General features: G+C 49.3%; 16 protein-coding genes. 4 read left to right on the forward strand and 12 right to left on the reverse strand.

Translation table 11 applies throughout. The annotated features are described in order from the left end of the window. Positions 1 to 12: 12 nt before the first annotated feature. Both mdtG and lpxL read right to left on the reverse strand, forming a co-directional pair. Positions 13 to 1239, reverse strand: a complete 1227-nt coding sequence (mdtG, locus tag FEK43_RS02085; protein ID WP_130205485.1) for a multidrug efflux MFS transporter MdtG — start codon at positions 1237 to 1239, stop codon at positions 13 to 15. 171 nt (positions 1240 to 1410) lie between these two features. Then, the gene (gene lpxL / locus FEK43_RS02090) at positions 1411 to 2331 is read right to left on the reverse strand and encodes a kdo(2)-lipid IV(A) lauroyltransferase (RefSeq protein WP_130205487.1); all 921 of its coding nucleotides are present in this window, start codon (positions 2329 to 2331) and stop codon (positions 1411 to 1413) included. A 223-nt stretch (positions 2332 to 2554) separates the two neighbouring features. On the opposite strand from lpxL, the gene FEK43_RS02095 reads away from it, so the two are divergent. Next, positions 2555 to 3607, forward strand: coding sequence for a rhodanese-related sulfurtransferase (locus FEK43_RS02095; RefSeq protein ID WP_135406372.1), 1053 nt, complete (start codon positions 2555 to 2557; stop codon positions 3605 to 3607). 41 nt (positions 3608 to 3648) lie between these two features. On the opposite strand, the gene FEK43_RS02100 is transcribed toward FEK43_RS02095, so the two are convergent. The 10 genes from FEK43_RS02100 to mdtH form a co-directional block, all read right to left on the reverse strand. Continuing rightward, positions 3649 to 4224, reverse strand: coding sequence for a YceI family protein (locus FEK43_RS02100; protein WP_064528519.1), 576 nt, complete (start codon positions 4222 to 4224; stop codon positions 3649 to 3651). A 3-nt stretch (positions 4225 to 4227) separates the two neighbouring features. Next, positions 4228 to 4794, reverse strand: coding sequence for a cytochrome b (locus FEK43_RS02105; RefSeq protein WP_131162255.1), 567 nt, complete (start codon positions 4792 to 4794; stop codon positions 4228 to 4230). 261 nt (positions 4795 to 5055) lie between these two features. After that, the gene (locus FEK43_RS02110) at positions 5056 to 5169 is read right to left on the reverse strand and encodes a YceO family protein (RefSeq protein ID WP_001253741.1); all 114 of its coding nucleotides are present in this window, start codon (positions 5167 to 5169) and stop codon (positions 5056 to 5058) included. Between the two features lie 47 nt (positions 5170 to 5216). Then, positions 5217 to 6335 carry an N-methyl-L-tryptophan oxidase gene (gene solA / locus FEK43_RS02115; RefSeq protein ID WP_135406375.1) on the reverse strand — a complete coding sequence of 373 codons (1119 nt, stop codon included), beginning with the start codon at positions 6333 to 6335 and terminating at the stop codon, positions 5217 to 5219. A gap of 114 nt (positions 6336 to 6449) precedes the next feature. Next, complete coding sequence (bssS, locus tag FEK43_RS02120) at positions 6450 to 6704, reverse strand: biofilm formation regulator BssS (protein ID WP_000414435.1); 255 nt, start codon at positions 6702 to 6704, stop codon at positions 6450 to 6452. Positions 6705 to 6988: 284 nt separating this feature from the next. Beyond that, a complete protein-coding gene (dinI, locus tag FEK43_RS02125; RefSeq protein WP_001217771.1) occupies positions 6989 to 7234 on the reverse strand; it encodes a DNA damage-inducible protein I in 246 nt (81 codons plus the stop codon). Positions 7235 to 7307: 73 nt separating this feature from the next. Further along, positions 7308 to 8354, reverse strand: coding sequence for a dihydroorotase (gene pyrC / locus FEK43_RS02130; RefSeq protein ID WP_131162253.1), 1047 nt, complete (start codon positions 8352 to 8354; stop codon positions 7308 to 7310). Positions 8355 to 8459: 105 nt separating this feature from the next. Then, on the reverse strand, positions 8460 to 9020 hold the full coding sequence (locus FEK43_RS02135; protein ID WP_032183927.1) for a lipoprotein: 561 nt from the start codon (positions 9018 to 9020) through the stop codon (positions 8460 to 8462). A gap of 133 nt (positions 9021 to 9153) precedes the next feature. Further along, positions 9154 to 9801 (reverse strand): glutaredoxin 2, encoded by a 648-nt coding sequence (grxB, locus tag FEK43_RS02140; RefSeq protein ID WP_130259666.1) that lies wholly within the window; start codon positions 9799 to 9801, stop codon positions 9154 to 9156. A 63-nt stretch (positions 9802 to 9864) separates the two neighbouring features. Further along, on the reverse strand, positions 9865 to 11073 hold the full coding sequence (gene mdtH, locus FEK43_RS02145; protein ID WP_135406377.1) for a multidrug efflux MFS transporter MdtH: 1209 nt from the start codon (positions 11071 to 11073) through the stop codon (positions 9865 to 9867). 235 nt (positions 11074 to 11308) lie between these two features. On the opposite strand from mdtH, the gene rimJ reads away from it, so the two are divergent. Genes rimJ through FEK43_RS02160 form a run of 3 tightly spaced genes read left to right on the forward strand, consistent with a single transcriptional unit; the run spans position 11309 to position 13476 of the window. After that, the gene (gene rimJ / locus FEK43_RS02150) at positions 11309 to 11893 is read left to right on the forward strand and encodes a ribosomal protein S5-alanine N-acetyltransferase (protein ID WP_130205501.1); all 585 of its coding nucleotides are present in this window, start codon (positions 11309 to 11311) and stop codon (positions 11891 to 11893) included. 10 nt (positions 11894 to 11903) lie between these two features. Further along, positions 11904 to 12551, forward strand: coding sequence for a YceH family protein (locus FEK43_RS02155; protein WP_064528533.1), 648 nt, complete (start codon positions 11904 to 11906; stop codon positions 12549 to 12551). 1 nt (position 12552) lies between these two features. Then, positions 12553 to 13476, forward strand: a complete 924-nt coding sequence (locus tag FEK43_RS02160) for a Gfo/Idh/MocA family oxidoreductase (protein ID WP_135406380.1) — start codon at positions 12553 to 12555, stop codon at positions 13474 to 13476. Positions 13477 to 13490: the final 14 nt, after the last annotated feature.

Below are 13490 nucleotides of genomic sequence, written 5' to 3' on the forward strand. Positions count from 1 at the left end.
AAAGGCGAAAAATCAGCCTGTCACTTGGGGCAATCGGCGGCGACGCAAACTGTTCCAGGAATAAACCGCGTTAAACAACACAACTCCTGCGGTGACCAGAAACACTGCGCGGAAACCATAGTTTGCCGAGATAGCCGCGCCCATCAATGGTCCCGTAACGTTGCCAATATCACGAAATGACTGGTTGTAGCTGAAAATTCGTCCGGCGATTTGGTTTGTTGAGTTATAGACCAGTAGCGTTTGTACTGCGGGGAGTAACGCACCATCGGCGGCCCCGAGTAAAAAGCGTAAAACCCCCAGTTGGAATGGTGTCTGGACGTAAGACATAGGGATTAACAGCAGCACAGAAAAGAGCAGCGCCGTTATCAGGATCTTCTCTGGCCCGATACGATCCCCCAGTTTGCCAAGCCGTGGCGCGCTAAGTAGCGCAGCCACGCCGGGGACCGAGGCAATCATGCCACTGATAAAAGCAACATTACTGACATTCCCCGCCAGTTCGCGGACATAGAGTGTCAGGATTGGCGCGATTGAACCGGTAGCGACCTGGATGATTAATGTTGTGACAAACAGGCTAAGTACCAGCTTCGGGTTTTTAAGCGATGTCACGACATCCCGCATGTGCAGCATCTCTTTTTTGCTGACTGGCTGGAATTTTTCTTTGATACAAAACAGGGTGACGAAAAAGCAGAGTATTAGCACACTGGCGGTAATAAAAAATACCGGGCGTAAGCCGTAGTTATCGGCGAGCAAGCCGCCAGCCATGGGGCCGAGCAGTGCGCCGCTAACGCCACCGGTAGAGAGCGTACCCAGCGCCCAGCCGCTTTTATTGCGTGGGACCTGAGTGGCGATTAGTGCGTTGGCATTAGGGACAAATCCACCGAGCAGACCCAGCAATGCTCGCAGGATCAGAAATTGCCAGATATTTTGCACTACCCCCATCAGCACCATCACGATACCCATCCCGAGGGCAGAGCGCAGGAGCATAATTTTTCGACCTTTGCGGTCAGCTAATCCTCCCCAGAACGGAGAAGCAATGGCGGAAAATAGAAAGGTAATACTGAAGACAATCCCTGACCACATATTTAGCGCCGAGTGGCCCGTAACGCCAAGTTGCTCAACGTAGAGGGGTAAGAACGGCATTACCAGACTGAAGGCGGCGCCGGTAAGAAAACAGCCAAGCCAGGCAACGAGCAGGTTTTGTTTCCAGTTTATGGGAGTGTCATTTTCACAGGGTGACATAGCAATCCGCTGTTGGTGCGCCAGGGCGCGGTGAACAAGAGAATAAAAGATAAGCACACTAATTATGCGCCTGACTTATAAGTGACGCAATGCAGAGAGCTTTTATCGCTAAATCAGGGAATTTGATGCTGATGTGCCGGATGCGATGCTGCGCATCCGGCATAAAGAAGGTTAGTAACGTGAAGGAACGCCTTCCGGGCGCGTTTTGAAGCGGCGATGCAACCACATGTATTGTTCTGGCGCCATCATGATGCATTTTTCAACCACTTTGTTCATCCATGCGGCGGTGGTTTCAGCGTTATCCAGAGGCGGTGAACACTCTGGCGGCAGCATGATCAATTGATAACCTTTGCCGTCCGGCTTACGACGAGGGACAAATGGCACCAGACATGCGCCGGACATTCGTGCCAACATCCAGGTGCCGCTAGTGGTTGCCGCCTGCTCAACGGCGAACAACGGCACAAAAACGCTCGAGCGCGGACCGTAATCGTGATCCGGCGCATACCAGACGACTTCACCTTTTTTAAGTGCTTTAATCATCCCTTTTAAATCTTTGCGATCGAGCATCGATTTATTCGAACGCAGGCGGCCCCAGGTTTGCAGCCAGTCGATCAATGGATTGTCATTCGGGCGATAAACCCCGATCCCCGGCTCCTGCATTCCAAATTGTCGTGCACCGAGTTCCAGCGTCAGAAAATGGATGCCAACTAACAGGATGCCACGCTTTTGCGCCTGCACGTCACGGACATGCTCCATGCCGATAACTTCCGTCCAGCGGGCAACCCGACTTTCTGGCCAGAACCATGCCATGCCGGTTTCCATCAGTCCCATGCCAACGGATTCAAAATTCTTAATCACCATCTGCTGGCGCTCTTGTTCGCTCATTTCCGGGAAGCACAGTTCCAGGTTGCGATGCACAATTTTGGCGCGTCGTTTCATTAAACGTAACGCCAGTCGCCCCGTCGCAATGCCAAGGCGGTAGATGATTGGGTAGGGTAACTGAACGACTAACCAAAGTACGCCAATACCCAACCAGGTTAACCAATAACGCGGATGAAGCAGTGCGGTGGAGAACTTGGGTAGATTCGTCATATCAATCCTGTCTTTCAACCTATACGGGCAATTGTATGTATTGTCGCATTTTTTCGCCCTCAACCAAAATTTGAGGCTGAAGACTGGGCGAAAATGCCGCGCATGTAAACTATTAATAATTTTTAATGCGCAAATGTAGCGTAAAATGTGTGGATGTTAATTTGCGATTATTGCTATATCATGCGCCGGATTTTACTTTCCCACCTCGCAGGAACCGTACACCATGCCAGTGTTACACAACCGAATTTCCAACGACGCACTGAAAGCCAAAATGCTGGCCGAGAGTGAACCGCGCACCACCATTTCGTTTTATGAATATTTCCATATTGCCGATCCTAAAGTGACCCGCGATGCTTTATATCAGCTATTTGCTTCGTTGGATGTTTTTGGCCGGGTCTATCTGGCACATGAGGGGATCAACGCGCAAATTAGTGTACCAGCGAGCAACGTCGAGACATTTCGTGCACAGCTTTATGCTTTTGATCCTGCGTTAGATGGTTTACGCCTGAATATCGCGTTGGATGATGATGGGAAATCCTTCTGGGTGCTGCGCATGAAGGTCCGCGAGCGGATTGTCGCCGACGGGATTGACGATCCTCAATTTGATGCCACCAATGTCGGGGAATATCTGCAAGCGGCGGAAGTGAATGCCATGCTTGATGATCCCGATACGCTGTTTATCGACATGCGCAACCACTATGAATATGAAGTCGGTCATTTCGAAAATGCGTTGGAAATTCCGGCTGATACCTTTCGTGAACAACTGCCGAAAGCGGTTGAGATGATGCAGACGCATAAAGATAAAAAAATCGTCATGTACTGCACTGGTGGCATTCGTTGCGAAAAGGCCAGTGCCTGGATGAAGCATAACGGCTTTAATAAAGTCTGGCATATTGAAGGCGGCATTATTGAATACGCCCGTAAGGCGCGTGAACAAGGCTTACCAGTGCGTTTTGTTGGCAAAAATTTCGTTTTTGACGAACGGATGGGCGAGCGCATCTCTGATGAAATTATTGCACATTGCCATCAGTGCGGCACGCCATGCGACAGCCATACCAACTGTAAAAATGATGGCTGTCACTTGCTGTTTATCCAGTGTCCGACGTGTGCTGAGAAATTCAAGGGGTGTTGTAGTGAGATTTGCTGCGAAGAGAGCGCATTACCGCCAGAAGAACAACGACGTCGTCGAGCCGGGCGAGAAAATGGCAATAAAATCTTCAATAAGTCGCGGGGGCGCCTGAATACGACGCTGGGCATACCTGATCCTGTGAAATGAACATCATTGCCGGATGCTCGTCATCCGGCAACATTTCAGCATTATTTCTGCTGTACACCTTCCACTGAAATAATCAGATCAACTTCCTGAGAGGCCGGACCCAAATCTGACTTGATATTGAAGTCTTTCAGCTTAATTTTACCTTCAGCTTCGAAGCCTGCACGTTTACCACCCCATGGGTCGTCGCCCTGACCAATCAACTTCGCTTCCAGCGTTACTGGTTTAGTTACGCCATTCAGTGTCAGATCACCTGTGATATCCAGCTCGTCACCGTCTTTTTTTACGCTAGTGGACGTAAAGGTTGCCTGCGGATATTTTGCTGTGTTGAGGAAATCCGCGCTGCGCAGATGTTTATCGCGCTCGGCATGGTTGGTATCTACGCTGGTGGTGTTAATGGTGACATTGACTTTATCGGCAGCCGGATTCTTTTCATCAAACGTAAAAGTACCGTCGAAATCTTTAAAAGTGCCGTAAACCCAGCTGTAGCCCAGATGTTGAATGCGGAAATTGACAAAGGCGTGCTGGCCTTCTTTGTCAATTTTGTAATCGGCAGCGATAGCTGAACCGGCAGAGAACAACAGGGAAGCGAAGGTTAAACCAAGCAGGCTTTTTTTCATTTTTTATACTCCATAGTCAGATGACGACTTTCCCAGAATGCGCTTCAGGGTGTCGTCTTTATCGATGAAATGATGTTTCAGCGCCATAAATCCGTGCATAACTGACAGGACGACGACACTCCAGGCAAACCAGAAATGTAGAGCGCCTGCTAAGTCAGCTTGCGTGCCTGCGTCGGCAAGCGTTGCGGGGATTTCAAACCAACCAAAGATGCTGATGGGTTTGCCATCGGCGGTCGAGATAAGGTAGCCGCTCATGCCAATAGCAAAGAGCAAAAGATAAAGTGCCAGATGGCCTGCTTTCGCTCCGTAGCGTATACCGGGAGAATAGCTTTTCAGTGGGCCAGGCGGAGGAGAAATTAAACGCCAGAGAACGCGAATAACCAGCCCCATCATTAATAGAATACCGATGCTTTTATGCAACTCTGGCGCCTTATGATACCAACCGTCGTAATAACTTAACGTTACCATCCACAAACCTAAAGCAAACATGCCATAGACAATAATTGCCGTTAGCCAATGCAAAGCGGCAGAAATAACACCATAGCGTTGAGGGGAATTTATGAATTGCATAACTGCATCCAGAACATATTCACGAGGTAATGAAAATGGCCTGTCATGAGATGAATTGCAACTTAAAAACAACAATCCGAATGATATTTATTTTTATTTCAATAATTTTGATTTAATAATGAAAGAATCTTCATAAGTTTAGTGGTTCCAGGCTGAGGGATGTCTGGTGAATGCTGTTGCGACTGGAATAAGCTTATTCAAATTTTCACGCCAAATGAAAGGGAAATTAAATTTTTGTCAGTTTGTGTCAGCGCCTGGTGATTAAAAATAAAACACATAGATCAGATCCATAATCGCCAATACCCCCCAGAGAAAAAGATAAAGCATGAGATGTTCGCGAATATTATTGATGAGATAGTTCACCAGGCGACGCATTAAAAACTCCTGTAAAAACGGCCTCAACTTAGAGGCCGTGATGATGATTATTGGAAGCGGGAAAGCCGGAATGGCGTTAAATCAAAATCGATTTCTTTGTCTTGCGCAAAATCAGCGGCTATTTCCCCTAATACCGACGCAAATTTAAAGCCATGCCCACTCAGGCCGGTAATCAGTAGCGTATTAGCGTGTCCTGGTAGGGTATCGATAATAAAATCTTCGTCAGGCGAATTATCATAGGTGCAAGCAGCGCCATACAGGCAGCAGCCGATACCTGGCAACACACTACGTAAGAATGGGAAAGCTTCGGAACCGTCACTGTCGATTTCCGCAAACGGAACACGTTCATCCGCTGAATGAATGACCTGACCACCGTTATGTTTCCCAATCTTCAGAGCATCGTTTTCCGCCGGAAAACCGTAGTATTGATCGCCATTGGGCAATTCACCGGTAAAGGCCGGGAATTTATTCTTCACGCTATAGCGGCCATCGGCCTGATACCAGGCGAATACTTTACGTACGGGCTGGATGGGCAGTTCTGGTAGCAGCTCTTTTACCCAGGTACCTGCACAGACGATCGCTTTCTTCGCCTGGTACTCGCCGTCCGCCGTTTCAATAGTTACGCCGTTATCGTCATGACGAATTGCGGTGACCGGACAGTTAAACAGTTGTGCGCAGCCAGCTTCATTCGCCAGTTTGATCCAGGTTTTAATCGCCAGTTCGCTGCGTAAAAAACCGGAATCGGCCTCAAATAGCCCGATATAGTTGTCAGGGACGCGTATTTCCGGCCAGCGGGCCATAATTGTCTGTGCATCCAGTTTTTCGACGTTGAGTTGCCATTGTTCCGCGCTGTGGGCGACATTGGCGAGAAACTCGGAGTCGGCAGGGCCGAGGTTGATGACGCCGGAGCGCACAAAAACGGGGTCTTCTTCGTTGTGACGGGAGAGTTCATCCCACAGGGTTTGCGCACGGAGTACTAGCGGGACATACTTTTCGCCTTCGCCATAAGCATGGCGAATTAATCGCGTATCTCCGTGGTGGCTGCCGTGTTGATGTGGCGGCATATGGCTGTCGGTCATCAGCACTTTCAAACCGGCCTGGGTGGCATAATACCCGGCTGCAGCGCCTACGGAACCGCTGCCAATAATGATGAGATCGTATTTCATTTTTTTCTCTCTGCTCTCATGGTTTAAGCAGAGTAAATAAGTAACAAACGATATACAACCCAGAAATGGTAAAGGCACCGTTAAGGTGCCTTTTGGGTGGATGGTCATGTCATGTTAATGACGCCGATACTCATTGACATGGAAATCACCAGATTCAATTTTGGCGATTCCTGCTTCTAATATCGAAATAAATTGTCTGGCAACATCAGTAGTTAACCAGAGTGTCTGACCAACTTCAGTCCCTTCCTGCTCGGACTTATTTGGGGTCTGGTAGTGCAAACGCAACATCAGCGCATCATAGCTATCAACGGTGCTGATGTCCCACCCTACGAGCGGATGAGTCTGAATGACTTCATTGTTTTTTTCCATCATGGCCCCCTAATTCGTGTTACTAGACAACGTTATTCGAGGTTCAATGCGTTTTTATCTGAAGCAACTTCAGTATATCAATAAATATGGGTATTCACCGAAATTTTAAAGGTGTAGTGAGATATTTTTTTGCTTTTAAGATTTATATGAACAATAAAACAGCATGTCGTTCATATTTTTTTAGCATATTGTGCAATTATTTTGAGGGAGTGTAAAATTTGTACAAACAATCTTAAAATATAAAAAAGCCGGGGCGACCCGGCAAAAACAAACATCACTGCATATTATTCGCTAACAAACCAGTCATCGGCGCTTTCCCACGTTTCTTGTAGAATTTCGCTAATGCGCTGTTTATCTTCTTTTGTTGCGCCAATAACCGATAAATTATTTGCCGCAGCATATCGTACCGATACGTGACCTTCATTGTCCGGAAACGCATACTGAATACGACGAGAAAGTTCACCCGCCAGAGCGTCAATGGCCCCAGTGGGTAGTGGAGAAGTTTTCGCTATGGTGACTTCAATTCGCATAATAGCCCCCTGTTGAATATACTGGTTATTTATACAGGTAAAATAAGCTAAAGACAACAGGTGGCTACGTTTTTTATTGCTTAAAAGACCAACGTACAGTTTCCCCAGCCAGGAAAGGAACAAGCGTGTCGTCTGTCAGAGCGATGCTTTCAGCAATTTGCTGTTCTTCGCGTATCAGCTCAATAAACGATTCATTGACCGGTAATCCATAGAATTTCGGCCCGTTTAAAGAACAGAATGCTTCAAAATGCTGTAGTGCATTCATCTCTTCAAATACGGTTGCATAGCTACCCAGCGCCGATGGCGCATTAAAGCAACCTGCACAGCCGCAGCTACTCTCTTTACGATGACGGGCATGTGGTGCGGAATCGGTACCCAGAAAAACGCGATCAAAACCACTGGCGACCAGCTCACGCAGCGCCTGTTGGTGAATATTGCGTTTGAGGATCGGCAGACAGTAGAGATGCGGACGCACACCGCCAACCAGCATATGGTTACGGTTAAACATCAGATGCTGGGGAGTAATGGTGGCGGCCAATAGTTCATTTCCGTCACGAACATAGTCAGCAGCATCTTTGGTGGTGATGTGCTCGAAAACGACTTTCAGCGCGGTCAGGCGCTGGCGTAGTGGCTCCATGACCGTCTCAATAAAACGCGCTTCACGGTCAAAAATGTCGATGTCAGCATGGGTCACTTCACCATGCACCAGCAGCGGCATACCGATTTTTTCCATGCGCTCAAGTACTGGCATGATTGCGTCAACCGACGTCACGCCGTGGCTGGAGTTGGTGGTGGCGTTCGCAGGGTAAAGTTTTGCGGCGGTGAACACGCCTTCGTTAAATCCACGCTCCAGCTCATTGGGGTCCAGCGAGTCTGTTAAATAACAGGTCATCAGCGGGGTGAAATCGTGTCCGTCCGGTACGGCGTCAAGGATACGTTGGCGATAAGCCACAGCAGCCTCAACTGTTGTTACAGGCGGTGCCAGATTGGGCATAACGATGGCCCGACCATAGGTTTCGCTGGTATACGGCACGACAGTTTTTAACATGTCGCCATCGCGGAGGTGAAGGTGCCAGTCGTCTGGGCGGCGGATCTTTAATACCTGGGATGGTGCAGTCATTAATTTCTATGCTCCGGCTGAAGGGATGTTTTTGCCGGACACAAAGGATAAGCGGAAACGTTTTCCTTTGCACGAAAAATAAAGGGCGCAAATACGCCCTCGTAATTAATCAGTGAACGGAATGACTATTTCACCTGGTTTCACTTCAATGCCTTTTGCCAGTTTTTTAGCCATTGCTTCGCCTTTGCTGCCATCTTCGCGCAGGACGTAAGCCGGCTGCTGGTTAAAGTAATTGCGTAATGCCTGATTCAAATAGGGAAGTAACGTTTGCATCACGGTTTGCATTTTTTCCGGCTGCACGGTCGCGTCGACCACTTCCATCTCTTTCAGGAAGATGGCGCCTTTCTCTTTATCAAACACAGGCAGCGCTTTCAGCTTCAGTTTCATGGTTGCTTTTTGGCTACCGAACAGAGAGTTCATATCCAGATTGGCGTCCCCGGTTAGGGTAACCTTATTAGGTTCTTCACGACCAATTTGGCTGGTCAGGTTTGTCAGAACTATATGGGCGTCAGCCACGCCGGGCAAACCGATATCTTTTGAGAAATTATTATGTTTCGCAAGCGACTGGTTAATCTCTTGTTCGGTGATGGTGTATTGGGTGAGTTGATTACAGCCAACGAGCAGGCCACTGACGATTAATGCAGCGGCAAATAAAAACTTGTTCATGGTAGTCCTCGACATGAAATCTGCGTCAATATCCTGACACAACGCAGCATGTGTCACCAGCGATAAACTCGCCAGCAGAAAAAACTGAAAACAGCGGCAACCCGCGAATACAGGCTGCCGCGGCAGGCCAGGATTAAATCGCCATTGATGATAGCAAATTGATTTGCGTCTGTTTGGCCATGTTATCGCGGTAATCAGCGACGCGGCTTGGCCAGTTTATTCCGGCAACCAGCGTCAGATTACGCAGCAGCGGAAAAAGTTGAATGTCATCTTCCGAAAGCTCGCCATTCACGGCGTTTGGCTTGACGATGAGTTTATCCAGTGCACGTAAATCATCGCTGATATTTTTAATTAACCCATCAGAATGTGAGAGAAGCTCGGCAAAATTACCCGCGCTGACCTCTTTCTTGTCGATGAAGTATTTGCGCGCGGCGGGAGTAGAAAACTCATCAAACGCCGATTTGGCAAAACGCGGCAACAGCAGTTTATTGGCATAGCCGTTGACCTTGCGCAGCCACTCTTCAATGGCAGGGGAGCGTTTACCCGTCAGTAACGGTTTGCCGTCGAGCTTATCCACATAGTGAACAATGTCCATGCTTTCTGGCATATAGCGGCTGTCATCTTTTTGCAGAATGGGAACCTGTTTTTGACCGACCATCCGGGTGGGTGTTTCTGCATCGTCGTTGAGCAGAACGTGTAATTCGACGGGGATATTTTTCAGGCCGAAAATCATGCGGGCTTTGAGGCAGTAAGGGCAGTGATCGTAAATATATAGCTTCACGTGACTCCTCCATTTGGCTGTCAGTTCACTTTCAGTATGGAGGAGTCAGGGGGGAGTATCAAATCAGGCGTCGTGTTCCAGCAACCGACGCGCGGCACGTTTATGGCTAAATTGCCAGCCCAACGCAAGGAAGGTGATGACGCCAATAACGCCCAACATCATCCACGGCAACTCCGGTTGTTGCGTGGATTTACCCAGGTCAAACAGCCAGCCGCCGCCGATATAGCCAATAGCGCCGCCTATCGCCAGGCCCAGCCGACTAAACCCCATATAACTGCCGCGCGCTCGTGCATCCGCTAACGAGGCGCTAAGAGTTTCACGCGCAGGTTCGGCAATAATCGAGCCAATATAAAACAGACAAATCAGGGTGAAAAGTTGTTGCAGGCCACTGACCATGCCCACGGGTATCATGCTTAATGACATCACCAGTAGCCCCGCCATCAACCGGTGTTCCAGACGAAAACGCTTTTCGCTCCAGCGGGCGATAGGGTAGAGCAACGTTAACGACAGACACGCTTCGATGGCATACATCCATTTAACGGCAGAGGGCGCTCCGGCTACGTCGTTGACCATAATCGGCAGCATCAACATCACCTGCACAGCCAGCATGTAGTAGCCCGCGAGTGTCAGGACATAGGTGACAAAACGTTTATCGCGCATCACGCGGGTCATGCCTTCGCGGACTGGCGTACGCACGGTAGAGAGTTTCCATGCGGGCAACAACCAGGCGTTAAACGCTGCACACAATACAAACAGAATTGCCCCCGTGGCGCAGACCAGGCGAAAATCGTATTGCAATAACCAACTCCCCAACAGCGCGCCAATGACCGCACCGGCACTGTCCTGCATCATCAACAGGGAGAAAAAACGGCCCCGTTGTTCCGGACGAATTAATTTCACCACCAGCGCCGAACGCGGCGGATCAAATAACGTACCGCCGAGGCCCGAGAGCAAACAAGAAAACCACAGCATCCAGGGTTCATGGGCGATGCCCATGGTGGCGAATCCGGCGGCGCGCATCAGCATACCGGTAACGATCATCGGTTTAGCGCCAAAACGGTCGGCAATAGCACCGCCGAAAATGCCTAATCCTTGCTGAATGAACTGACGCAGACCGAGGGCAATACCGACCATTACGGCGGCCCAGCCCATTTGATCAACGAAGCGGATAGAGATCAGCGGGAAGACAACAAAGAACCCCAGCACGACCAGCATATTATCGACGAGAAGGAAATATTTACCCAGGTTCCTCGCCTGCGATACGCGCGACATTTCCCCTCCCGGGAAATAAAAGATGAGCACTTTCTATTCTGCATTGCTGCTAAGATTTTTCCCATCATATCGGGGACAATATTTTTTTATCAAAACGTCGCTTTGATAGAGAGTTTTTATCAAATATGTGAATAATGCAGAAAATGGTATTTTGGACTTTTCACAGGCTCTGGTTGCGCAGGTATAGTAATACTTACAGCGTATTAAAGACGTTACGGGAAGGAGTAGGTATAGAATGTTTGGCTATCGCAGTAACGTGCCAAAAGTGCGCTTAACCACCGACCGACTGGTCGTGCGTCTGGTGCATGAACGTGATGCCTGGCGACTGGCGGATTATTACGCAGAGAATCGCCATTTCCTGAAGCCCTGGGAGCCGGTGCGCGATGAAAGCCACTGCTATCCTTCAGGCTGGCAGGCCAGGTTAAGCATGATTAACGAATTTCATAAACAGGGCTCAGCCTTTTACTTTGGATTATTTGATCCAGATGAGAAAGAGATTATTGGCGTAGCCAATTTTTCCAATGTGGTACGCGGCTCTTTTCACGCCTGTTATCTCGGTTATTCGATCGGACAAAAATGGCAGGGGAAAGGACTGATGTTTGAAGCTCTGACCGCCGCCATTCGCTATATGCAACGTACCCAACATATTCATCGCATTATGGCCAACTATATGCCGCACAATAAACGCAGCGGTGATTTGCTGGCGCGGTTGGGGTTTGAAAAAGAAGGCTATGCGAAAGATTATTTGTTGATTGATGGAAAATGGCGCGATCACGTACTGACGGCATTAACCACCCCGGACTGGACGCCCGGCCGCTAAGGAGAATTTCATGAAGTATCAACTTACCGCACTGGAAGCCCGTGTGATTGGCTGTTTGCTGGAAAAACAGGTGACGACGCCAGAGCAATACCCGCTTTCCGTGAATGGCGTGGTAACGGCCTGTAACCAGAAAACAAACCGTGAACCGGTAATGAATCTGAGCGAATCCGAGGTACAGGAGCAACTGGATAATCTGGTAAAACGCCATTATCTGCGCACGGTGAGTGGCTTTGGTAATCGAGTCACCAAATATGAACAGCGTTTCTGCAACTCTGAGTTTGGTGACCTGAAACTTAGCGCCGCGGAAGTCGCATTAATTACCACCTTGTTGTTGCGCGGTGCTCAGACGCCAGGTGAACTGCGCAGTCGCGCGGCGCGGATGTATGAATTCAGCGATATGACGGAAGTAGAAACGACGCTGGAACAACTGGCTAATCGCGAAGATGGGCCTTTTGTCGTTCGTCTGGCTCGCGAACCGGGTAAACGCGAAAGCCGCTATATGCATCTTTTCAGTGGCGAGGTGGATGATCAGCCTGTGCTTACAGAAACGTCGGACGCGGTTGGTGGTGATTTACAATCCCGCGTCGAAGCCCTGGAAATCGAGGTGGCAGAACTGAAACAGCGTCTTGATTCGTTGCTGGCCCATCTGGGAGATTAACGTGAAAAAATTACGTATCGGCGTAGTGGGTTTAGGCGGCATCGCGCAAAAAGCGTGGCTGCCAGTGCTGACAGCTGCGTCTGACTGGACGCTACAGGGGGCGTGGTCGCCAACGCGTGAGAAAGCCATCTCAATTTGTGAAAGCTGGCGCATTCCTTACGCCGATTCGTTATCTAACCTTGCCGCCAGTTGCGATGCGGTATTTGTCCACTCCAGCACCGCCAGTCATTTTGAGGTGGTCAGTGCGTTATTAAATGCAGGTGTACATGTCTGTGTCGATAAACCGCTGGCGGAAAATCTGCGCGATGCCGAGCGACTGGTTGAACTTGCAGCGCGCAAAAAACTGACACTGATGGTCGGCTTTAACCGTCGTTTCGCGCCGCTGTACTGTGAGTTAAAAACGCAGCTTGCCAGCGCAGCCTCGCTAAGAATGGATAAACATCGTACCAATAGCGTCGGGCCACACGATCTTTATTTCACCTTGCTGGATGATTATTTGCATGTGATTGATACCGCGCTGTGGTTGTCTGGCGGCAATGCAACTCTCGAAAGCGGTACGTTGCTGACCAATGAGTCTGGCGAAATGCTGTTTGCCGAGCACCATTTTTCGGCAGGTCAGTTACAAATCACCACCTCTATGCATCGTCGTGCCGGAAGTCAGCGTGAAGCGGTGCTGGCAGTGACTGAAGGGGCATTAATCGACATCACCGATATGCGTGAATGGCGTGAGGAGCGTGGGCAGGGCGTGGTGCATAAACCGATTCCTGGCTGGCAAAGTACCCTCGAGCAGCGTGGATTTGTCGGTTGTGCGTGCCATTTCATTGAATGCGTGCAAAATCAGACAGTTCCGCAAACCGCGGGTGAACAGGCGGTGCTGGCGCAGCGCATCGTTGATAAGATCTGGCGCGATGCGATGAGTGAATAAACCCTGTAACATCT

Origin of the sequence: Escherichia sp. E2562, assembly GCF_005781075.1 — a bacterium.
In the GTDB taxonomy this organism is placed as follows: domain Bacteria; phylum Pseudomonadota; class Gammaproteobacteria; order Enterobacterales; family Enterobacteriaceae; genus Escherichia.